Origin of the sequence: Streptomyces sp. CY-1, from assembly GCF_047218265.1 — a bacterium.
GTDB classification, from domain to species: Bacteria; Actinomycetota; Actinomycetes; order Streptomycetales; family Streptomycetaceae; genus Streptomyces; species Streptomyces niphimycinicus.
Map to the genome: position 1 here is coordinate 9,845,031 of NZ_CP178393.1, position 20,512 is coordinate 9,865,542.

Annotated in this window: 19 protein-coding genes; 10 read left to right on the forward strand and 9 right to left on the reverse strand. The window is 71.4% G+C overall.

Annotation, left to right across the window (positions count from 1 at the left end):
• Window positions 1-149: 149 nt before the first annotated feature.
• Window positions 150-854, forward strand: a complete 705-nt coding sequence (locus ACK1X7_RS42465) for a response regulator transcription factor (RefSeq protein WP_119992821.1) — start codon at window positions 150-152, stop codon at window positions 852-854.
• On the forward strand, window positions 854-2,266 hold the full coding sequence (locus ACK1X7_RS42470) for a HAMP domain-containing sensor histidine kinase (protein ID WP_385154911.1): 1,413 nt from the start codon (window positions 854-856) through the stop codon (window positions 2,264-2,266). Before ACK1X7_RS42465 ends, ACK1X7_RS42470 begins: the two co-directional genes overlap by 1 nt.
• Before the next feature lie 60 nt (window positions 2,267-2,326).
• On the opposite strand, the gene ACK1X7_RS42475 is transcribed toward ACK1X7_RS42470, so the two are convergent.
• The 3 genes from ACK1X7_RS42475 to ACK1X7_RS42485 are packed head-to-tail and all read right to left on the reverse strand — an operon-like array spanning window position 2,327 to window position 4,301.
• Window positions 2,327-3,145 carry an SAM-dependent methyltransferase gene (locus ACK1X7_RS42475; RefSeq protein ID WP_385154914.1) on the reverse strand — a complete coding sequence of 273 codons (819 nt, stop codon included), beginning with the start codon at window positions 3,143-3,145 and terminating at the stop codon, window positions 2,327-2,329.
• Entirely contained in the window at window positions 3,142-3,414 is a 273-nt protein-coding gene (locus ACK1X7_RS42480) for a DUF397 domain-containing protein (protein ID WP_372458596.1), read from the reverse strand. The genes ACK1X7_RS42475 and ACK1X7_RS42480 overlap by 4 nt, the downstream gene beginning before the upstream one ends.
• 29 nt (window positions 3,415-3,443) lie before the next feature.
• A complete protein-coding gene (locus tag ACK1X7_RS42485) occupies window positions 3,444-4,301 on the reverse strand; it encodes a helix-turn-helix domain-containing protein (RefSeq protein ID WP_216346602.1) in 858 nt (285 codons plus the stop codon).
• Between the two features lie 224 nt (window positions 4,302-4,525).
• Between ACK1X7_RS42485 and ACK1X7_RS42490 the strand changes: the two genes are divergently transcribed.
• Window positions 4,526-4,993, forward strand: coding sequence for an ATP-binding protein (locus ACK1X7_RS42490; RefSeq protein ID WP_385154917.1), 468 nt, complete (start codon window positions 4,526-4,528; stop codon window positions 4,991-4,993).
• 25 nt (window positions 4,994-5,018) lie between these two features.
• Here the strand turns inward: ACK1X7_RS42490 and ACK1X7_RS42495 are convergent, their stop codons facing one another.
• Window positions 5,019-6,356 (reverse strand): MFS transporter, encoded by a 1,338-nt coding sequence (locus ACK1X7_RS42495; RefSeq protein ID WP_216346604.1) that lies wholly within the window; start codon window positions 6,354-6,356, stop codon window positions 5,019-5,021.
• 240 nt (window positions 6,357-6,596) lie between these two features.
• Window positions 6,597-6,932 carry a winged helix-turn-helix transcriptional regulator gene (locus ACK1X7_RS42500; RefSeq protein WP_413116524.1) on the reverse strand — a complete coding sequence of 112 codons (336 nt, stop codon included), beginning with the start codon at window positions 6,930-6,932 and terminating at the stop codon, window positions 6,597-6,599.
• Between the two features lie 142 nt (window positions 6,933-7,074).
• Here ACK1X7_RS42500 and ACK1X7_RS42505 point away from each other — a divergent pair, with 142 nt between their 5' ends.
• Window positions 7,075-7,959 carry an NAD(P)-dependent oxidoreductase gene (locus tag ACK1X7_RS42505; protein ID WP_390794657.1) on the forward strand — a complete coding sequence of 295 codons (885 nt, stop codon included), beginning with the start codon at window positions 7,075-7,077 and terminating at the stop codon, window positions 7,957-7,959.
• A gap of 29 nt (window positions 7,960-7,988) precedes the next feature.
• Here ACK1X7_RS42505 and ACK1X7_RS42510 read toward each other — a convergent pair whose 3' ends face one another.
• From ACK1X7_RS42510 to ACK1X7_RS42525, 4 genes are all read right to left on the reverse strand, one after another.
• Window positions 7,989-9,098: a DMT family transporter gene (locus ACK1X7_RS42510; protein ID WP_390794658.1), complete on the reverse strand. Its 1,110-nt coding sequence runs from the start codon at window positions 9,096-9,098 to the stop codon at window positions 7,989-7,991.
• Window positions 9,099-9,195: 97 nt separating this feature from the next.
• Window positions 9,196-10,755 carry a bifunctional phosphatase PAP2/diacylglycerol kinase family protein gene (locus tag ACK1X7_RS42515; protein WP_390794659.1) on the reverse strand — a complete coding sequence of 520 codons (1,560 nt, stop codon included), beginning with the start codon at window positions 10,753-10,755 and terminating at the stop codon, window positions 9,196-9,198.
• A 165-nt stretch (window positions 10,756-10,920) separates the two neighbouring features.
• Complete coding sequence (locus ACK1X7_RS42520; RefSeq protein WP_385156276.1) at window positions 10,921-13,251, reverse strand: glycosyl hydrolase family 95 catalytic domain-containing protein; 2,331 nt, start codon at window positions 13,249-13,251, stop codon at window positions 10,921-10,923.
• 244 nt (window positions 13,252-13,495) lie between these two features.
• On the reverse strand, window positions 13,496-14,092 hold the full coding sequence (locus ACK1X7_RS42525) for a TetR/AcrR family transcriptional regulator C-terminal domain-containing protein (protein WP_413116525.1): 597 nt from the start codon (window positions 14,090-14,092) through the stop codon (window positions 13,496-13,498).
• 127 nt (window positions 14,093-14,219) lie between these two features.
• Here ACK1X7_RS42525 and ACK1X7_RS42530 point away from each other — a divergent pair, with 127 nt between their 5' ends.
• The 6 genes from ACK1X7_RS42530 (at window position 14,220) to ACK1X7_RS42555 (ending at window position 20,213) form a co-directional block, all read left to right on the forward strand.
• The gene (locus ACK1X7_RS42530; RefSeq protein ID WP_413116526.1) at window positions 14,220-15,758 is read left to right on the forward strand and encodes an FAD-dependent monooxygenase; all 1,539 of its coding nucleotides are present in this window, start codon (window positions 14,220-14,222) and stop codon (window positions 15,756-15,758) included.
• 181 nt (window positions 15,759-15,939) lie between these two features.
• Window positions 15,940-16,110, forward strand: a complete 171-nt coding sequence (locus ACK1X7_RS42535; protein ID WP_211122063.1) for a hypothetical protein — start codon at window positions 15,940-15,942, stop codon at window positions 16,108-16,110.
• A 280-nt stretch (window positions 16,111-16,390) separates the two neighbouring features.
• Complete coding sequence (locus tag ACK1X7_RS42540; RefSeq protein ID WP_382948075.1) at window positions 16,391-16,918, forward strand: helix-turn-helix domain-containing protein; 528 nt, start codon at window positions 16,391-16,393, stop codon at window positions 16,916-16,918.
• Entirely contained in the window at window positions 16,905-17,615 is a 711-nt protein-coding gene (locus tag ACK1X7_RS42545; protein ID WP_385156266.1) for an ImmA/IrrE family metallo-endopeptidase, read from the forward strand. The genes ACK1X7_RS42540 and ACK1X7_RS42545 overlap by 14 nt, the downstream gene beginning before the upstream one ends.
• Window positions 17,608-18,792, forward strand: a complete 1,185-nt coding sequence (locus ACK1X7_RS42550) for an MAB_1171c family putative transporter (protein WP_385156263.1) — start codon at window positions 17,608-17,610, stop codon at window positions 18,790-18,792. Before ACK1X7_RS42545 ends, ACK1X7_RS42550 begins: the two co-directional genes overlap by 8 nt.
• Before the next feature lie 191 nt (window positions 18,793-18,983).
• Window positions 18,984-20,213, forward strand: coding sequence for a cytochrome P450 family protein (locus tag ACK1X7_RS42555; RefSeq protein ID WP_385156969.1), 1,230 nt, complete (start codon window positions 18,984-18,986; stop codon window positions 20,211-20,213).
• Window positions 20,214-20,512 lie beyond the last annotated feature (299 nt).

A 20,512-nucleotide genomic window follows, 5' to 3' on the forward strand; every position in this document is an offset into this window, starting at 1 on the left:
CCCCGGGGCGAGTTCCCCCCGGAACGTAGCGGACACTCTGTCCGGGCCCGGTAAGCCGGTCGCGTGAAGAAGGTGAGAGCGGGGTAAGAAGCCCCGCTCAGGACCCCCACCCGGGGCAGGCACCCTGGTGGCCTTGGCAGACTCGGGGTGTGACCAACACCGTGCTGCTCGCCGAGGACGACCGTGCCATCCGCCAGGCGCTGGACCGCGCCCTGACCCTGGAGGGGTACCGCGTCACCGCCGTGCCCGACGGGATCGAGGCGCTGGCGGCCATCCACCGCGAGCGCCCGGACGTGGTCGTCCTGGATGTGATGATGCCGGGCGTGGACGGGCTCCAGGTGTGCCGGGTGCTGCGCGCGGAGGGGGACCGCACTCCCATCCTGATGCTCACCGCGCGGGTCGAGACCGCCGACCGGATCGAGGGGCTGGACGCCGGGGCGGACGACTATGTGGCCAAGCCCTTCGAGGTCGAGGAGGTCTTCGCCCGGCTGCGCGCACTGCTGCGCCGCGCCGCCCCCGCCGAACCGCCCGCGCCGGAGGACGCCGCCATCGACGGCGTACTGGAGGTCGCGGACCTGCACCTGGACTCCTCGGCCCGCCGGGTCTGGCGCGGCGGTACGGAGCTGGAGCTGACCCGCACCGAATTCGACCTGCTGGAGCTGCTGGCGCGCAACGCGGGCATCGTCCTGGACCACACCACCATCTACGCCCGCATCTGGGGCTACGACTTCGGCCCCGGCTCGAAGAACCTCGCCGTCTACATCGGCTATCTGCGCCGCAAGGTCGATCCGGAGGGGCGCACCCCGCTGATCCATACGGTGCGCGGAGTCGGCTACACCCTGCGGGAGGAGTGATGGTGCGGTTCCCACCGCTCCGCCGTGGGCGGCCCAGTCTGCGGACCACCTTCGCGCTCTCGTTCGCGGCGGCGGCCTCCGTGGTCACCCTCCTGGTCGGCGGCCTCAGCTATGACTCGGCGGCCGGGCTGGTGCGGGTCGACCAGCAGACGGCGTTCGACGATGTGATCCGCGATCTGCGCGGCGAGGTCCGCAGCGAAAAGGTGGTCCTGCGGCAGTACCCCACCGAGTCCACCGCGCCCGTCCCCTACGGCCTGCGGGACGATCTGCGCCGGATCAGCCGGATGGACGTCCAGGTGATCAACGGCAACGGCATGGTCTACGACGCGGGCAAGCCCCCGCTGCCGGTGACCGGCGACGACCGGATCACCGCCGCCTCCCGTACGCCGGGCACCGTCGTACGGCGCGAGATCGGCATCGGCGGAGAGCAGTACCGCATGGCCACGGTGGCGGTGGGCGACGGCACCGGCGCGGTCCAGGTGGCCCAGCAGATCAGCGACACCGAGGATCTGCTGCAAGAACTCCAGAAGCGCACCGCGCTGTTCGTGGTCGCCGTCATCCTGGCCGCCGGACTCGCCGGCTGGTGGCTGGCCGGGCGGATCACCCGGCGGCTGGTGCGGCTGACCCGGGTCGCCGAGAGCGTGGCCGCGACCGGCCGGATGCAGGTGGCGGTGCCGGTCGCCGGGGACGACGAGGTGGGCCGCCTCGGGCGGGCCTTCGACGGCATGCTCGGCCGGCTCGCGCGCTCCAAGGACGACCAGCGGCGGCTGGTCGAGGACGCCGGGCACGAGCTGCGCACCCCGCTCACCTCGCTGCGCACCAATATCTCCCTGCTGCGCCGCTTCGAGGAGCTGCCCGGGCCCGCGCGCGAGGATCTGCTGGCCGATCTGGCGGGGGAGACCCGGGAGCTGACCGACCTCGTCAATGAGCTGGTGGAGCTGGCGGCCGGGCAGCGGGACGACGAACCCCCTACGGAGGTCTCGCTGGCGGAGGTGGCCACCACCGCCGCGACCCTCGCCCGGCGCCGGACCGGCCGGGAGATCACCGTACGGGCCGAGGGCGACACCCGGCTGACGGGCCGCCCGGCCGGCTTGCAGCGCGCGATCTCCAATCTGGTGGAGAACGCCGCCAAGTTCGACCAGGACGGCACCGAGCCCGTCGAGGTGATGGTCACCGGCCGTCGGGTGGAGGTCCTGGACCGCGGCCCCGGCATCGCCGAAGAAGACCGCGAGCGCGTCTTCGACCGCTTCTACCGTGCGCCCGGCGCGCGCAGCCTGCCCGGTTCTGGGCTGGGCCTGGCCATCGTGCACGAGGTGGCCCTCGCCCACGGCGGCACCGTCTTCGCCCGGCCGCGCCCGGGCGGGGGCGCGGTACTGGGCTTCACGGTCGGCGAGGGCGCCGAGGCGCCGTGACACCGGGCCGAGAAACCCGGGCGCGAGAATCATCGTGCCGCTGGGGCTTTTGGGCCGCCGCTAGGGCTTCCGGGCCACTCCCGCCCACATGTTGATGTCCGCGCTGCGGATGGTCTCCGGGCGGTCGCCGGGGTCCGGGTTCCAGTGGTGGGGCTCCGACACCCCCGGGTCGACCAGCTCCAGACCCTCGAAGAAGCCCCCGACCTCGCTCTGCGAGCGGGTGGTGAAGGAGATGCCGCTCTCCTTGTAGACCTGGATGACGTTCCGCCAGGTCTCCGCCGAGAAGTCATGGGTGGAGTGGGTCAGCATCAGATAGCTGCCCGGGGCCAGGGGCGCCATCAGCTCGCGGATGATCTCGTACGGCTTGTCCTCTTCCGGGATGAAGTGGAAGAGCGCGTTCACGGAGATCGCCACCGGCTGGTCCAGGTCCAGCGTCTCATGCAGTTCGGGGGCGCTCATGATCCGCTGGGGATCGCGCACATCCGCCTGCACATAGGACGTACGGCCCTCGGGGGTGCCGATCAGCAGCGCCTGGGCGTAGGCCAGCACGATGGGGTCGTAGTCGGTGTACACCACCCGGGCCTCCGGGGCGACGCCCTGGGCGACCTGGTGGAGATTGGGCTCGGTGGGTATGCCGGTGCCTATGTCGAGGAACTGCCGGATCCCGGCCTCCCGGGCCAGCCAGCGGGTGGCCCGGTGGATGAAGGCGCGGTTGACGGTGGCGTTGAGCCGGACGGTCGGATAGACCTCCAGCACCCGCCCGGCGGCATCCGCGTCGACCTCGTAGTGGTCCTTGCCGTTGAGGTAGAAGTCGTACATCCGAGCCGGGTGCGGCTTGGTGGTGTCGATCTGGTCAGGGGCGAGCCCGTTGTCGGTCACGCGGCCCTCCGTTCCGGTGCGGTACCCGCCGAGGAGGTCAGGTTGGGGTCAGGACGTGTGAGCAGGAAGTCCGCGGCGCCGGCCTTGGCGCCTTGGATGAACCGCTCGATTTCATGGTGGGTGTAGATCAGGGCAGGGCCGTCCGGATCGGTCGACTGACGCAGGGCGACCCGCCCGTCGTGCAGCCTCATGACCTCCACGCACGCACCGCCGTTGGGACCGCTCCACGGCTTGGCCCAGCCTTCGGTCCCCAGATGTTTGGCCGGCATGCCGTTGTACACATGTACCTGATCCACAGTCAGAGCTCCTTGCGAATCCCGCGGAGAAAACTCTCCGTGCGCCGCGCCGGTGTGGCCTGGGTGCCCATACGGTCCAGGGCCTCCAAATAGGCGACCACATCGGAACGTTGATCGAGATAGCCGGCGCCGGTCAGGCCCTCGGCGTAGACGATGTCCGGCAGTTCCGGGATCTGGAACCGGAAGAGCTGGAAGGGTCCGCCCATGCCCGGGTGAGGGCCGGCGGAGAACGGCACCACCTGAAGGGTGATGTTGGGCTTCTGTGCCGCCTCGATCAGGTGGTCGATCTGGGCGCGCATCACCTGGGGACCCCCGATGGACAGACGGAGCACCGTCTCGTCCATCACCACCCACAGATGCGGTCCGTCCGGGCGGCTGAGCAGCTCCTGGCGCTCCATCCGCAGCGCCACCCGGCGGTCCAGCTCCTGGGCGGAACCGTGCGGGAAGCCGATGGAGAGCAGTGTGCGGGCGTACTCCTCGGTCTGGAGCAGGCCGGGGATGAAATGCGGCTCGTAGGCGCGGATACGGCTCGCCACGCCCTCGAGGCTCACATAGAGACTGAACCAGTCCGGCAGCACATCGCGGAACCGGTGCCACCAGCCCGGTCTGTTGGCCTCCTCGGCGAGCGCGAGGAAGGAGTCGATCTCTTCCTGTTCGGCGCCATAGGTCTGGAGCAGCTTCTCGACGTAGGGGAGTTTCAGGCCGACCTCGGCCTTCTCCATCCTGCGCACCGTGGTCTGGTTGACGTGCAGCGCCCTGGCAGCCTGGTCGTAGCTGACGCCGGCTTTCTCGCGAAGGTCCCGCAGCCGCATGCCGAGGACCATCTGCCCGACGGTCGGGGCAGATCGCGCTTCACCCACGTCGTACCTCCTGGGACGGTCTTGTCAGGATCAGTGTGCCACGTGCGAGGTGAGGGGAACAGAGTGCGCTGGCTATTCTGCATTTTGCAGATCGCGCCTTGCCAACTGATGCTCGCAGCAACGATAGTGACGGGTGTGACCAGTCCAACGTGGCTGCTGTGTCGCGCACTTGCGGCATTCACGTACGGCATTCACGCCCCCACAGGTAGACGGACGGAAGGCACATGGCCGTGGCATTGCGTCAACGCTCGACGATGGCCCACCACCCGAACTCCGGGAGCGTTGACTCCGCCCTCCGCCAGGAGAGGTTCCAACTGCCCGCCAGAGGCGCCTCGGTCGCCGTCGCCCGGCACCGGGTGCGCTCATGGGTGCTGGAGTGGGGCTTCGAGGAGGAGCTCTGCGAATCCGCCGAGCTGGTGATGTCCGAGCTGTTCACCAACGCCATGGTGCACACCGGAAGCGAGCAGATCCTCTGTGTGCTGCGCGCCCATGAGCGGCGCATGCTCTATATCGAGGTCGCCGACCAGGGCGGCGGACCGGCCGTCCCCACGCCGAGGGAGGCCGGTCTCGAGGACGAGTGCGGACGCGGACTCGCACTGGTCCGCGCCCTGGCCGACGCATGGGGGGACCGGCCGGGCATGAACGGCGGACGGGTGGTCTGGGCTCAGATGAGCGTGACCACCGGCCGCTGACCCCGGGGCCGGCCCCTCGGCGCCGTCACACCGCCGTCGTCCGCCGCTTCCCCGGGGCGGCCGGGCCGTCCGCGCGGTCCCGGGAGAGGGCGGCGTCGCGGGTCTCCCGCATGGTGAGGTAGACGATGAGCGAGACGGCCGCACACGCCGAGACGTACCAGTAGTACCCGGACTCCGCACCGCCCTTCTTGAACCACAGCGCCACATACTCGGCGGTGCCGCCGAACAGCGCGTTCGCCAGCGCGTACGGCAGGGCCACCCCGAGCGCGCGGACGTGGGTGGGGAACAGCTCGGCCTTCACCACGGCGTTGATCGAGGTGTAGCCGGTGACGATGACCAGCGCCGCGAGCGAGAGCAGCAGCGCCCCCGTGAAGGTGTCGGTGTGCGACAGCGCGGTCATGATGGGGACGGTGCCGAGCATCGAGCCGAAGCCGAAGGTGATCAGCAGCGGACGGCGCCCGATCCGGTCCGAGAGCGATCCGGCCAGCGGCTGCAACAGCATGAACAGGAACAGGGCGCAGAAGCTGACCAGAGAGGCGTCCGACTTGCTCAGACCGGCCGTGTTCGACAGGTATTTGGTGAGATAGGTGGTGTACGTGTAGTACGCGACCGTGCCACCCATGGTCAGCGCGATGACGAGCGCCGCCTCCTTGCGGTGGCGCAGCAGCTCGGCCATCGTCCCCCGTTCGTCCTGGTGGGCGTCCTCCTCGGTGTAGACCTCGGTCTCCAGCAGATTGCGCCGCAGCCAGAAGACCACCGCCGCGCCCACGGCGCCGACGATGAACGGAATGCGCCAGCCGTAGGAGTGCAGCGCGTCATCGGACATGGTGTGCTGGAGCACGATCTGGAGCCCCAGACCGATCAACTGCCCCATCGTCATCGACACATACTGGAAGCTGGAGACGAAGCCCCGGCCGCCGGGCTGTGACGCCTCGGTGAGATAGGTGGCACTGGCCGCGTACTCCCCGCCCACCGACAGCCCCTGGAGCAGCCGCGCCACCAGCAGCACGGCCGCGCCGAAGTAGCCGACCTGGTCATAGGTCGGGGCGATGGCGATGAGCAGCGCGCTGGCCGACATCAGCGTCACCGTCAGGGTGAGCGCCGCCTTACGGCCGCGCCGGTCGGCGAACCGGCCCAGCAGCCAGCCGCCGACGGGACGCATGAAGAAGCCGACCGCGAAGATCCCGGCGGTGTTGAGGAGCTGTGCGGTGTCGTTGCCCTTGGGGAAGAAGGCTCCGGCGAAGTAGGTGGCGAAACTGGCGTAGACGAACCAGTCGTACCACTCGACGAGATTTCCGATCGAGCCGCCGAACACGGCTCGCCAGGGTGTGCGCGCTTGGCTCCGGGGAGCGCTGTCGGTCACGGGGGCCTCCAAGTGAGCGGGGTGATCTCCACACCCCTACCCCGCTAGGGTCCTTCTGACGGATCTCCGTGGGAGAAGGAGCGGCGTCCGGTGCGTGCTCTCGGCGTGCCGGGCGCCGCGACGCCGCGGAGATCCGTCAGAAGGGCCCTAAGGCCCGGTTGGAAAATACGCGCGACGGCGCCGGTTGACGCCGACTCCCCGGCGGGGCCGCGGCCCCGGGCGGTGCGGCGGCCCTGGAAGTCAGCCCTGCCCCGCTTCCTCCAGCGCCGCCATCCGGCGCTTGCCCCACGCGCCCAGCGGACCCAGTGCCGTATTCAGCTCATCGCCCAGCTCGGTCAGCGAATACTCCACCTTCGGCGGCACCACGTCGTACATCTCCCGGTGGACGATTCCGTCCGCCTCCAACTCCCTGAGCTGCTGCGTCAGTACCTTTTCGCTCACGCCCGGAACCAGCCGCCGCAATTCCCCGAAACGGCACCGCTGGTGATCGAGCGCCCAGATGATCAGCACTTTCCACTTGCCGTCGATCACATCCACGGCCGCGTCCAGACCACAGACATAAGGCTGATTTCGCATGGCCCCGCCCCCACTGACCTCAAGGTAAGTACGCACTCTTTAGTGGGTACTTGCCCACATTACCGCCGGGGAACGAGGCTGTGAGCGGCGCGCCGGACCCCTACGAACCACAAGCGGTATCGAAACAACTGGAGCGGATGAGATGAGCGAAACCCCCGTGACGGTGCTGGGCCTCGGCGACATGGGCACCGCGCTGGCCCGCGCCCTGATGACGGCCGGGCACCGGACGACGGTGTGGAACCGTACGGCCGCCAGGGCCGAGGCGCTCGCCGCCGAGGGCGCGCCGACCGCCGCCACGGCCGGTGCGGCCGTCGCGGCGAGCCCCCTGGTGGTGGTCTGCCTGCTCGACTACGACTCCGTACGGCAGGTGCTGGAACCCCTCGGGGACGCCCTGTCCGGCAAGGCCGTCGTCAACCTCACCAACGGCACTCCGCGGCAGGCCCGCGACCTGGCCGCATGGGCGGCCGGACACGGTGCCCAGTACCTCGACGGCGGCATCATGGCCGTCCCGCCGATGATCGGGACGCCCGCCGCCTTCCTCCTCTACAGCGGCTCACCGGCCGTCTTCGCGGCCCACCGCGCCGTGCTGGACCTCTTCGGCGAGAGCCACCATCTCGGCGAGGACCCCGGCCGCGCCCCGCTGTACGACCTCGCCCTGCTCAGCGCGATGTACGGCATGTTCTCGGGCGTGCTGCACGCCTACGCCCTCGTGCGGTCGGACGGAGTGGCGGCGGCCGATGCCGCCCCGCTGCTGGGGCGCTGGCTGACCGCCATGTCCGGGGCCGTGGACGGCTACGCACGGCAGATCGACTCCGGCGACCACGCCACCGGGGTGGTCTCCAACCTCGCCATGCAGTCGGCCGCGTTCGTCAACTTCACCGGCTCCGCACGGGACCAGGGCATCAGCCCCGAACTGATCGCCCCGATCGGCGGCCTCATGGCCCGCCGGGTCGCCGACGGCCATGGCCATGAGGGCCTCTCAGGGCTGGTGGAACTGCTCGGCGCGGGACGGCCCGGCGCCGTCTAGGGGTGGTTGCCGCCCAGGCGTGGTGCTTGTCAGGCGTGGTGCTGGAGTACGGCCTCGCCACATTCGGGCAGGCGCGGGCCGGGGTCGTTCTCGCCGGTGGGCTGGCGGGGGATCGGCTGGGGGAGCAGGAGCGGGGTACCGGGCTCGACAGGCGGCCCGGCGGGGACGTCCGGCACCTCATGCGGGCCGGATCCGCCGGGCCCCTCCGGAACCTCCGGCCCGCCGCCCCCGCCGGTGGCATCGTGCCCGCCACGCCCGGGTGCGGCCGGGGCCTCCTCGGCCGCTGCTTCGGTCGCGGCCTCGGCTTCGGCCTCCGCCTCGGCGTTGTGCACCGTCAGCATCACCAGGCCGGTGCTCGCGACGAGGGCCGCGACCAGGGCCAGCAGGGTGCCGGGCGTGCCGTGCCGGAAGCTCTCGCCGAGCGCGGCGATGCCGACGGCCGTGGCGACCACGGGGTTGACCACGGTCGCCGTCGCCAGCGGCGAGGCCAGCCCGGCGCCCCGGTACGACGCCTGGGAGAGCAGCACCCCACCCGAGGCCAGCAGCCCGATCGTGACCAGGCCGGGCAGGGCGTCCTCCCAGGCGTCCCAGGTCCACTCCACGGCCACGTTCTTGGTGACCACCGACGAGACACCGAAGGCCGTCCCCGCGGCCGCCGCCAGCAGCACACTGCGGATGACGGGCGACCGCATCAGGCGGGCCGCCCCGGCCAGTACGGCGATGGTGGAGACCGTGATCACGATCAGCCAGACGCCCTCCCGCTCGGCCAACGCCTGGGCCCGCGAGCTGCCGGTCAGGGAGAGCAGCCCGGCGAGCCCCGCGGTCGCCAGCAGCGCACCCCGCCAGCCGGATCCGCCGACCCGGCGGCGGACGAATATGGCCGCCATCGGCAGGGCGAAGACGATCGTCAGAGCCCCTAGGGGTTGCACCACGCTCAGCGGGCCGTAGGCCAGGGCGATCACATGGAGGACCGCGCCCGCACCGTTGAGGCTCACCGCGGCCCACCAACTCCCGCGCCGCAGCGGAGCGGCCGCGAGGCGCGGCGTCGTGGCCGCGACATGCTCCTGGAGTATGGCTCCGGCGGCGTAGCAGACCGCCGAGACCAGGGCCAGCAGCACAGACAGCGCAAGGGAGGTCACGTCGCGGCCCCCTGGGCCGATCGGTCGTCGTCCATGCCCTCATCCTTGACGGTGGGAGGTGCCCCCGTCGTCGTCCTTGAGCACAGATTTCCGAGTACTACTTGCGTAGTAGAGACCTCCACCAATGGGGGGCCTTCGCGGCGGCCGTACGGGCCCTTTGGAGCAGCTCGTTCTGCGGCTCGGCGGGGCGGTACACGGTGAGCGCCCCCGGCCACTTGTCGATCAGCAGCTCCTCCGCAGGGTCGGCCACCACCTCTCCATCGTAGGCCCGGCTGTCCACTGTGTGGAGGCCCGAGAGCCGCAGTTGGCGCATGCGCCGCGTCGTGTAGACATGTGACCGGCCGAGGGTGCCGGTGAGCGCCGAGATCAGCAGCCGGGTGCGGGCCAGCCGCTCCTCGCCGTCGATCGCCCGCACATCGAGCAGCCCGTCGTCGAGCTGCTGACGGTAGGTGGGCGCGAAACCCTCGGGGGAGTAGACGCCGTTGCCGGCGAACAGCATCCACAGCCGCCGCGGCCGCCCGTTGACCTCGACCTCCATGGGGCTCGCGGTGCGCAGCACCCGGGTGAGCGCGACGGCGGCCGCGGGCCACTTGCCGAGCCGGCCCTCCATGCTCTCCCGGATCCGCACCAGCTCCGGGTAGAAGCCGATGCTGAAGGTGTTGACGAACTGGCTGGTCTCGCCGCCTCCCGCGAGGGGGGTGGCGCGGCCGAGGTCCACGGCCACGGCGTCGCCCTCGGTCACGGCGTGGGCGGTGTCCTCGAAGGCCGGTACGCCGAGGTCCAGCGCGAAGTGGTCGAGGGTGCCGCCGGGGAACACGGCGAGCGGCAGCCCGCGTTCGGCCGCGATCGTGGCGGCCGCGTTGACGCTGCCGTCCCCGCCGCAGATGCCCAGCGCCCCGGCCCGGTCGGCGGCGCGCCGGGCGGCCTGCCGGAGCAGGTCCATGAAGTCGTCGTCGGGCCCGCACTCCAGGATCTCCGCGGCGGGCAGCAGCACCTGCAACTGCTCGGCGACCGTGAACCCGCCGGTGGGGTTGGCCATCCCGGCCCGCTGGTTGACCAGGACCACCAGCCCCTCGCCCTTGGGCAGGGCGGGCGCCGAGATCCGCGGCCGGGCCTGCGCCGGGACCTCGGGGCGCGGCGGCCAGTAGCGGCAGGTCAGCGCGGCGGCACCGGCGCCGAGGACGATTCCGGCCAGCACATCGCTGGGGTAGTGGACGCCCACGTACACCCGGGAGGCGGCGACGGCGGCGGCGAGCGGGGCGACCATCAGGCCGTACCGCGAGGACTCCAGGGCCACCCCGGTGGCGAACGCGGCGGCGGAGGCCGAATGCCCGGAGGGGAAGGAGCTGGTCCACGGCTGCCTGCGCAGTCGGCGGACCAGGGGCACCACGTCCGGGACCGGACGCTGGCGTGCCACTGTCCACTTGACCACGACGTTCGACACGAGTGAGGCGGCGGCGAGCGAGCCGATCCCGCGCAGCGCGGCCCGCCGCGCGGTACGGCCGCCGACTGTGGCGAGCACCCCGGCCGTGCCGAACCACAGTCTGCCGTGATCGGCGGCCCGGCTGAGCCGGGGCAGCAGCGGATGGACGCCGCGGAGCCGGCTGTCCGCGACCCGCGCGAACAGCCGGCGGTCGAAGTCACTGATGCGTCTCATGCGTGATGGGTATCCCGGAACCGCGGTCGGCAGTCGTCATTGGACGCCGCCGGGGCCGATCCGGGCCGACCACACCGGCCGGACCGGGCCGCCGAACCGGGGCGGCCGGGCCCGGCCGGGAGATCGCTGCCGGGAGATCCCTGCCGCGAGATCCCTGTCGGGGGATCAGGACGCGGGGAGCCCCCAGCGCGGCGCCGGCTCGGCTGCCTCGACCGGGCGGACCGTCAGGTCCGGGCGGTCGCCGCGGGCGGTGATGATCGCCTCCTGGCCCCTGCGGAGCGCGATCCGGATCGTTCCCGCGCCCACGGTCTCGTACGGCAGCCGCCGCCCCCGCTCGTCCCGCACCTCGATCGGCCCGTCGAGCGAGTGCCGTACGACACACGGCGCGCCCGCCTCGCTGCGCAGCCGCACCCAGCGGGTACGGCCGTCCTCGCGGGCGGCGCTCAGCAGGAACGCGCCCTGGGTGCGGAAGTCGTGGACCATCAGCTCACGCCAGGCGGCGGGCAGCGCGGGGAAGATCCGGATCACCCCGCCCCAGCTCTGGCACACCATGTCGTGCAGCGACTGCGCGGCGGACAGCGGAGTCTCGATGACCGGGCCCGACTCCTTGTACATGGTGTTCGCCTGGATGAAGCGGCTCATCAGCTCGCCCAGGTACTTGAGCGCGTCCTCACCGCGCCCCATCTGCGCGGACATCGAGGCGGCGCCGGTGAAGGTGTAGCCCTGGAGCGCGCCCTCGAAGCCGACCCAGTGGTTGAGCGAGGTCTCGATCAGCTCGCGCTTGGCGGGGTCCTCCCAGGTGACCTCGTAGAGCGGATAGACGGCGAGCATATGGGAGTAGTGGCGGTGGGACTTGGCGAACGGAACTCCCGCGCCGATCATGAAGCCGTTCTCGTCGACGGGGTACGGCGTGAGCTTGGCCAGCACCTCCCGCCAGCGCGGCGCGGCGGGATCCTTGACGCCGAGCTGCCGGGCCGAGTCCAGGAGGGTGGCGCAGCCCCAGCGCAGCAGCATCAGGTCGTAGTTGCAGTCGGGCGCGTTGACGCCGTACTCGGGCGAGAAGGTGGCGGGCAGATGCAGCTTGCCGTCGCTGCCGGGGGTGAGGAAGTGGAGGTAGTAGGCGACGGACTTGCGCAGCAGCGGATAGACCACCTCGCGCAGCACCGACTCGTCCATGGTGTGGCGGTAGGTCAGCCAGACGTTGTGCAGCGCCCAGGTGAGGTTGCCGACCTCGGGGGTGGGCGGGTCCTGGCCGGGGATGCCGACCGCGTAGCCGCCGTTCGCCGCGTCGCCGCCGTTGACCAGGTGGATGTCGGTGGTGCGGGGGATGCCCGCCGAGTCCTTGCGGTACGGGGTGTCGAGCTGGTTGGAGAGGTTGTCGCGGAATTCACCGAGCGCCCGGGTCACCGCGTCGAGTTCGAGGTGGTTGGAGCCGTGGATCAGCCAGTACTCGAGCTGCACATTGAGGTTCCACCAGGTCGCGGGCCACGGGGTGGACTCCAGCCAGGGGCCGGAGGTGGCCATCACGGGGGCGTCGGCGCGTGCGGCCGCGGCCACCTTGTAGAGCTGGATCCAGTAGAAGCGCTGAAGGCGGGCGTCGGGGAGGGAGAGGAAGCTCTTCCGGTAGTACGCGTGCCACCAGGCGCGATGGCTGGGCGCGAGGACGTCGTAGGAGAGCGCCGAGGCGGACCGGATGTCCTTGAGCGCACGGTCGCGCGCGGTGCGCCTCGGGTGGGAGTGGGCCACGGTGACGTACAGCGTCCGCCGCCCCGCGTGGGTCCGCTCCCGCCAGGCCGTCACATGCTGTCCGCCGGCGAGCAGCGGCTGCACGGCGGCCTGGATGCCGTGGTGGTCCTCGACGACGGCCGGGGGGTTGCCGGTGTAGCCGTCGGGGACCGGTTTGAAGGCGACCCGGGGGCTGATGGCCTCGGCGGGGTGGAACACCCAGCGGAACGCGGTCTCACCGGCGCTCGGGGTCACCTCGATGGCCAGCAGGGAACGGGAGTTGTGGACGAGGGCGCGCAGGTGGAGGGTGCCCTTGTCGGTGGTGATGGTCCCGGTCAGCTCGGCGTCGCGCAGCCGCAGCCGCCAGTCGATGGCGGTGATGGCCCCGACCGGCTCCAGGGTGAAGTACCCGATGGGCAGCCGGGCGAGACCGAAGAGGGAGCCGAACTCCGGCCGGTGGTCCTGGACCTCGCTGTGCTGCACATTGAAGCGCACCTTGTTCGCGTCGCCCGGCTCGGCGTAGATGCCCGAGCCGAGCAGGGCGTTGCCGAGGAACGGGCCCTCGTACCAGGTCTGCGGCGGCTTCTGCCACACCATGTCGGCGTCGGCGAGGACCGTGGCCCAGGGGTCCCCCGCGGGGTGGGCGGCCACGGCCGCGGCGGGGGCCTGCGGCTCGGCGGCGTACGCGGTGGCCGGGCCGGCGAGTCCGGCGGCGGCACCGGCGGCCACGGCGGTGCCGACGACTGTCCTTCGGGAGGGTGCGGATGACATGACGCTCCAGGGGATGTGAACCGGGTGCGGACGATCTTCTGCGGGGGCAGCAGCGGGCGGTCACGTACATGCCTGAGGTTCCACGATCTGAACCCCCGCGGGCATGATGCAGCCCGTGTGGCGGAACCGGAACCCCTTGTGCGTCATAAACATCGGATGGACGGCAAGCCGTCAAGGGGAAAATGACGCCTGCGTGGCGGCAGGCGCGGTAAGACCTCGGACCTTCCGGCCCTGAGTGAGCGGGTTACGTGCTCGCTTCCCGCCCTCTGACGATCAGCCCGACGCCATGCCGGAAGCGGTGCTCGAAGTCCCCGAAGTGCTCGGCGACCGTGGCGAGGGCGGGGAAGCGCTCGGCGGTGGCCGCCCGCAGCAGCGGCTCCATGCCGCCGATGCCCTGGGCGGCCTGTTCCTCCTGGGCCAGGCCGAGCGTGAAGTAGACCAGCGACCAGGTCCGCCAGCCGGCCTCGGCGGGGCTGTGGCCGCCGTCGAGGAACGCGCCGGCCAGGGCGTCCGCGAAGCGCAGGGTGTGCTCCTCGGCCACATACGTCCCGGCCACCACCCGGGCGCCGTCGCGGCGGGAGAGCAGTGCGGCGCGATACCGGTGGGCCAGGGTGCACGCCCGGTCGTCCCAGCGGTCCGGGAGCGGTGCGTCGGCGCATCCCGCCAGCATCGTGTCGGCCATCAGCCCCAGCAGCCGGGGCTTGCTGGAGGCGTGCCAGTAGACGGTGTTGAGCTGCACGCCCAGCCGCTCGGCCACCTTGCGCATCGTGAGCTTGTCCAGCCCCGCCTCGTCGAGCAGTTCCAGCGCCGCCGTCACCACGGCCGTGCGGTCCAGGCCCATGCCGCCGATCTCCTTCGCTTGCGTCTTGATCCGGGATCAAGTGTACTGAGGACGGCCCCTTGATCCTCGATCAAGGAGGGATCGAGGGGCGGATCGAGAGACAAGATCGAGAGACAAGGGAGATGGTGTGGTGAACGACGTCGTCGTGGTGGGGGCCGGACCCGTGGGGCTGCTGCTCGCCGCCGAACTACGGCTGGTGGGTGTGGACGTCACCGTGATCGAGCGCGCCGCCGCCCGCAGCCCGCACTCCAAGGCGCTGACCCTGCATCCGCGCTCCCTGGAGGTGCTGGCGATGCGCGGTCTCGCCGGGCCGTTCGTCCGCGAGGGCGTTCCGATGCCCACCGGGCACTACGGCGGGCTGCCGGTCCGGCTGGACTTCTCCGTACTGGACACCCGCTTCCCGTACACGCTGGTCCTGCCGCAACTCCGCACCGAGCAACTACTGGAGGAGCGGCTGCGGAAGCTGGGCGGGGAGATCCGCTGGGAGCACCGGGCGCTGGAGGTGCGCCAGGACGCGGACGGGGCCGAGGTGGACGTGGCTGGCCCCGACGGGACGTACACCCTGCGCGCGGCCTGGGTGGTGGGCTGCGACGGGGCCGGAAGCGCCGTACGCGGCTCCGCCGGTATCGACTTCCCCGGCACCAGCGCCACCACGACCGGCTTCCTGGGCGATGTGGTGCTCGACGCGCCGCCGTCGGTCCCCTCGGTCGACAATGAGCACGGGGGCTTCCTGGTCGTCCCGCTGGCCGACGGACACCACCGCATCGCGGGCACCACCGGGGAGTCCCTCGCCATCCCCGCCGATCAGCCGCTCACCTTCGATGAGCTGCGCCGATATGTGCGCCAGGTCGCGGGCACGGACTTCGGGATGCGGGCGCCGCGCTGGCTGTCCCGGTTCGGCAACGCCTCCCGGCAGGCCGCCCGCTACCGCGACGGCCGCGTTCTGCTCGCCGGGGACGCGGCGCATATGCATATGCCGATGGGGGGCCAGGGCCTGAACGTGGGGCTCCAGGACGCCTTCAACCTGGGGTGGAAGCTGGCCGCGGTGTGCCAGGGCCGCGCCCCCGAGGGGCTGCTGGACACCTACCACGCCGAGCGCCACCCTGTGGGGGCCGCGCTGTTGGAGAACACCCGGGCCCAGACCGTGCTCGGCGCCACCCACACCGCCGACGTGCAGGCCCTGCGGTCGGTGTTCGGCCGGCTTCTGGCCGCCTATCCGGCGGTGAACCGGCAGTTCGCCGGGGAGCTGTCCGCACTGGACGTGGCCTACCGCCCGGCCGTGGGGAAGCCGGGCGAGGCCGGGGAGCCGGGGGAGGGAGGGGCCGGGGAGCCGGGAGGGGCCGGGGGCGGCCGCTCGCTGGCCGGTACCCGCGCCCCCGACCTCGGGTTGGCCGGGGCGCCCGAGCCCAGCCTGTATCCGCTGCTGGCCGACGGGCGCTTCGTACTGCTCCACCTCGACCCGGGCGGCGACGCGGGGCGTGGGACGCCCGACGGCCCGGGTGCCGCCGCCCGCGCCGCCGCCGAGGCGTTCGCCGGGAGCCCCGACCGGATACGGACCGTGACCGCGCGCCCCACCACCGCCCATGACGGCTGGGCCGGCAGAAGCACGGTGCTGGTGCGCCCGGACGGCCATGTCGCCTGGGAAGGCGCGCTGTCCAGCAGGTGAGACGAGTTCGGTGGGTCTCGTACGTACCAGCTCATCACGGACGGCTCCGCGCGGCCACCGGGCGCTGAAGGGGGTCCCGGCGACGGCTCGTTGTCCAGTCCCTGAGAATCGACGCGCGGACCGTTCAGACGCTGGTTAATCTGACGACAGATCCGGTTCAGCCGACACGAGGGAGTGTGCGGTGACCCCCGAACAAACACAGAGCGACGACGCGCGCGCCGATAGCAGCGGGCGGTTCGTGCAGGCCACGGAGGTGGGCAGTCTGGAAGTATGGGCACGTTCCGCGCCGATCCGACTCGCCGGTTACGAGGACGACCTCGCCGAGCCGCACATTCTCCAGAGCGTGGACTGATGGCCCGGCGCATGCGCTGAGAGCGGGGGAGGACACCGGCCCCTCGGCCGCGGCCGCTGGCAGCAAGCGGACATCGCGGCCGTCGGCCGACCTCCTCCCTCGCCTGATCGATCACCCTCTTGGCCCCGCTGCCAACTGGTAGTTAAGTCGGCCGCCCGCACGATTCGGCACCGGACTGGTGTGCTGTGCGATGGACATGGCAGGATGCGTCGCGCGGCATCGTCCGCCTTAACCAACCGTGAGGGTGTTCGAGCCCGGGAGCAGCCGTGAGGGGGCGCAGATGGCAGCGGGTGCCGACAGGTCACCGGACGCCGCCGACAGCCCGCTGGCGGACCGGCTCAGCTACCTGTTCACCACCATGCACCCGCCGGGCGCGCCGTACACCAACGCCTACGTCGCCGAGGAGATCAGCGGCGGCGAGGAGTACGGCGGGGTGAGCGTGACCGAGCAGTATCTGTCGATGCTGCGCAACGGCAAGCGCACCAACCCCAGCCCGGATGTGCTGCGGGCGCTCGCCAAGTTCTTCGCCGTGCCCGTCGGTTATCTGCTGGGCGACCTGTCGCCTTCGCAGGCCGAGCGGGTCGAGGAGGAGGTACGGTTCCTCGTCGCGATGCGCGACAAGCGGGTGCGCAGCATCGCGCTGCGCTCCGTGGGCCTTCCGCCGGAGGTCCAGGACAGTCTCACCACGATCATCTCCCAGTTCCGGCAGCAGATGAACCTTCCGCCCGAACCTCCCGGTCCGAACGAGGCCGCGGGAGCGGACGGTTCGGGCGGTCCGGACGGCGAGGCGACGAATGGCCGTCACTGACCCGGAACTGTTCGCCTCCTGGCGGCGGACCGGATACGAGGGTGGTACAGGCATGCGAGTGGGCCGGATACGGCGGCAGTGCAAGCAGCTCATCAAGGAGCTCGGGCTGCCCGCCTCGACCGACCTGCCCGGTCTGTGCGACCTCGTCGCCCGCCGCGTCGGACGCCCCGTCCATCTGGTGCCGATGAGCCTGGGCGGTGTGGTCTCGGGCATGACCGCGTCCACCGACGAGGACTACTGGATCTTCTACGAGCTCAGGACGTCCCCCTGGCACCAGATCCATATCGTGCTGCATGAGATCGGCCATCTCCTGCTCGGACACGAGCAGGACCCGTCGGTCACCGAGGACGCGCTGCGGATGTGGACGCCGTCCGTCGATGTGACCACCGCGATGCGCCGGCTGGGGATGACCCCGGACTTCGCCCGCCACCACTGCTACGACAACCTCACCGAGCGCGAGACCGAGGTGCTGGGCACGCTGCTGATGGAGCATGTGGTGCCGACCTCGCCGGACCACGGGCTGCCGCTCCAGGGCCGGGCGGCCGAACTCGCCGCGGCGCTCGGCCCGGCGCTGGGCCATGTGCGCACCGACCGCGCCACCGGTGCCGACCGCGCCACCAGTGCCGACCGCGCCACCGGCGCCGTCGGTGCCGACGGTGGCGTACGCGGTGAACCGGGCGGTGACGCCGGTGTTTGACCTCGTGTATCTCTGCTTCGGCGCCGCCGCCTGGACGATGGCCGGATACAAGGCCCGGGCCTGGTTCCGCGACCGTGCCAACGCCGATCTCGGCCTGGCCTGTGTGATGACGGCGGCCGTGGCGAATGTGTTCCTGCTCTCCGCGCCCAGCGTCTACCGCTGGTTCGACGGCCTGGTGGGCGTCGCCAATCTCGCCATGGTCTTCCTCTACTCCTCCGTCGTCGTGTTCGCCACCGGCGCCCTGGTGCTGCTGCTGCGCTGGACGGGGTCGGCGGTGCGGCCGGTCGTGGTGGTCGCCGCCGTGGCCGTGGCATGGACCGTGGCCATCGTCGGCTTCGCGGTCGGCCGCCCGGACGCGGTGGAGCACCCCCGCGACTTCAGCACCGCCTACGCCGACGCCCCGGGAGTGGTCCTCTTCCTGGTGCTGTATCTGGCCATTTTCGGAGCCGGTCTGGCGGGGCTCGGCATCCTCTGCCCGCGCTATGCCGCCAGCCTGCGCGGCTCTTGGCTGGCCCGGGGGCTGCGGGTGCTGGCCGCCGGATGCTGGCTGGGACTGGCGTACTGCGCCTGCAAACTGATCGGTTTCGTCTTCTCCTGGGCGGGCCGTGAGTTGTACTGGCTCTCCAACGGGGTCGCTCCGCTGACCGCCTCGGTCGCGGCGCTCCTGGTGCTGGCCGGTTTCGCCATCCCCGCCGTCGGGCCGCGGGCCTCGGCATGGCGCCGCTTCCGGCGGCTGCGGCCGCTGTGGCGGGAGGTCACCGCACAGGCCCCCGAGGTGTCCATGGGCCACTCCCGCTGGACCGGCTGGTGGCCGTTCGCGGACCTCGAGTGGCGGGCCAACCGTCAGATGGCGGAGATCCGCGACGTCCAGCGCGGCGTACGGCGCCATGTGGAGGCCACCGTCCTGGAGATCGCGCATGTCAAGGCCGGCGCGGCGCGACTCGACGATTGGCAACTTGCTGCCGTAGTGGAAGCAGCGGCGCTCAGACGCGGTTTGCTGAATCAAGCAGCGGGACATGTGCCGGAGTCCGCGGCGGACAGCGTGGTGATGACGACAGGGGCCGAACTGGTGGAGGAGCACGAGCATCTGGCCCGCGTCGCCGACGTCTATCACCTGCCGCTCGTGGACGAGGTGCTCGCGGAACTGAGGGAGGGGACCGCCGCCCAGCGGCGGTGAACGGGGGGATCACAGACGAGGTGGCCCTGGACGGGGGTCGGGGCCGCCCGTGGCACAGGCGGCGCCGGGGGGATTCAGCCCCGGCGCCGCCTCCCGGCCACCACCACGCGCATCTGTGCGCATCGCCCGGACGGGCCGAAACGCCCCACCCGTTCAGGCCCGGAGGACGCCACCGCCTAGAGTCGGGATCCATGCAGAACACCGCACAGGCCGCCGGAACGGACGGCCCGGAGCTCGTTGACACCGCCCCGATGATCGAGGACCTCTATCCGGCCCTGGCCACGCTCCGCGAGGCCGGCCCGGTCCATCGGATCGCCGGCACCGACGGACGACCCGCCTGGCTGGTGACCCGTTACGAGGATGTGCGGCGGCTGCTCGCCGATCCGCGCCTGGCCCTGGACAAGCGCCACGCCGCCCCGGGCAACTACCGCGGCTTCTCCCTGCCGCCCGCCCTCGACGCCAACCTGCTCAACATGGACCCGCCGGACCACACCCGGGTGCGCCGGCTGGTGGTCAAGGCGTTCACCCCCGGCCGCGTGGAGCGGATGCGGGAACCGGTCCGGCGGATCGCCGACGGGCTGCTCGACGCCATCGAGTCCGAGGGCCGCGCGGACCTGCTGGCCGCCTACGCCGGACAGCTTCCCATCATCGTCATCTGCGATCTGCTCGGCGTCCCGCAGCGCGACCAGCGCGACTTCCGGGCCTGGAGCGACGCCCTGATCACCCCCGATCCGGCGCGGCCGCAGGCGGCGAAGGAAGCGGTCGGCAGCATGCTCCGCTTCTACACCGGGCTGATCGCGAAGAAGCGCGCCGAGCCCGGGGACGATCTGCTCTCGGATCTGATCCGGGTCCGCGACGACGAGTCCGGGGACGGCGACGGCAGGCTCACCGAGGACGAACTGACCTCGCTCGCCTTCCTCATCCTCCTCGCGGGCTACGAGAACACCGTCCACCTCATCGCCAACTCGGTGCTCACCCTGCTCGACCATCCCACGGTCCTCCAGAAGCTGCGCACGGATCCGGACGGTCCCGCGGCCGCCTTCGACGAACTGGCGCGGTACGAGGGCCCGGCGTCGCTCGGGATCCGCCGCTTCCCGCTCGAGGAGATCGAGATCGGCGGTGTGACCATCCCCGCCGGGGAGACCGTGCTGCTCTCGATGGCCTCCGCACACCGTGACCCGGCACAGTTCAAGGATCCGGACGACTTCAATCCACATCTTGGCCGGTCCGGTCACCTTGCGCTCGGCCATGGCATCCACTACTGCCTCGGTGCGCCCCTGGCCCGGATGGAGCTGGAAATCGCTCTGGCCGCGCTGCTTCGGCGTTTTCCGGGGCTGCGGCTGGACGTCCCGAGGGAGCAGCTCCGGTGGCGGCCGTCGATCCGCGCGCGTGGCCTGATCTCGCTGCCCGTCGCATGGTGAAACGGGGAAGCGAACACGTTTTTGATGCATAACCCCCCGCCGATGCGGTAAAAAGGTCTTCGAGCCCGCCCGGTGTGCATCCCCCGTCGCACCGGGCGGGCCTCTGTGTGCCCGAGGCGGTCCCCTGTCCGGGGCGGTCCCCTGCCCGAGGCGGTCCCCTCTCCGGGGCGCTCGCCGGACATGGGCGTCCGTTCCGCGCCCCGCGCCGGGCCCATACGCCTCACCCGCCCCGGCCGTGGGCGGCCGCCACTACGGAAATCCCTAGAGCACACCCCTGAGATCACTAGAGAGTAAGGTCA

What these genes read in the sequence shown, in the direction of transcription:
- ACK1X7_RS42555 (WP_385156969.1), top strand. Translation starts at nt 18,984, where the DNA reads ATGCAGAACACCGCACAGGCCGCCGGAACGGACGGCCCGGAGCTCGTT.
- ACK1X7_RS42500 (WP_413116524.1), bottom strand. Translation starts at nt 6,932, where the DNA reads ATGCGAAATCAGCCTTATGTCTGTGGTCTGGACGCGGCCGTGGATGTG.
- ACK1X7_RS42480 (WP_372458596.1), bottom strand. Translation starts at nt 3,414, where the DNA reads ATGCCGGCCAAACATCTGGGGACCGAAGGCTGGGCCAAGCCGTGGAGC.
- ACK1X7_RS42505 (WP_390794657.1), top strand. Translation starts at nt 7,075, where the DNA reads ATGAGCGAAACCCCCGTGACGGTGCTGGGCCTCGGCGACATGGGCACC.
- ACK1X7_RS42525 (WP_413116525.1), bottom strand. Translation starts at nt 14,092, where the DNA reads ATGGGCCTGGACCGCACGGCCGTGGTGACGGCGGCGCTGGAACTGCTC.
- ACK1X7_RS42515 (WP_390794659.1), bottom strand. Translation starts at nt 10,755, where the DNA reads ATGAGACGCATCAGTGACTTCGACCGCCGGCTGTTCGCGCGGGTCGCG.
- ACK1X7_RS42490 (WP_385154917.1), top strand. Translation starts at nt 4,526, where the DNA reads ATGGCCGTGGCATTGCGTCAACGCTCGACGATGGCCCACCACCCGAAC.
- ACK1X7_RS42470 (WP_385154911.1), top strand. Translation starts at nt 854, where the DNA reads ATGGTGCGGTTCCCACCGCTCCGCCGTGGGCGGCCCAGTCTGCGGACC.
- ACK1X7_RS42545 (WP_385156266.1), top strand. Translation starts at nt 16,905, where the DNA reads ATGGCCGTCACTGACCCGGAACTGTTCGCCTCCTGGCGGCGGACCGGA.
- ACK1X7_RS42520 (WP_385156276.1), bottom strand. Translation starts at nt 13,251, where the DNA reads ATGTCATCCGCACCCTCCCGAAGGACAGTCGTCGGCACCGCCGTGGCC.
- ACK1X7_RS42540 (WP_382948075.1), top strand. Translation starts at nt 16,391, where the DNA reads ATGGCAGCGGGTGCCGACAGGTCACCGGACGCCGCCGACAGCCCGCTG.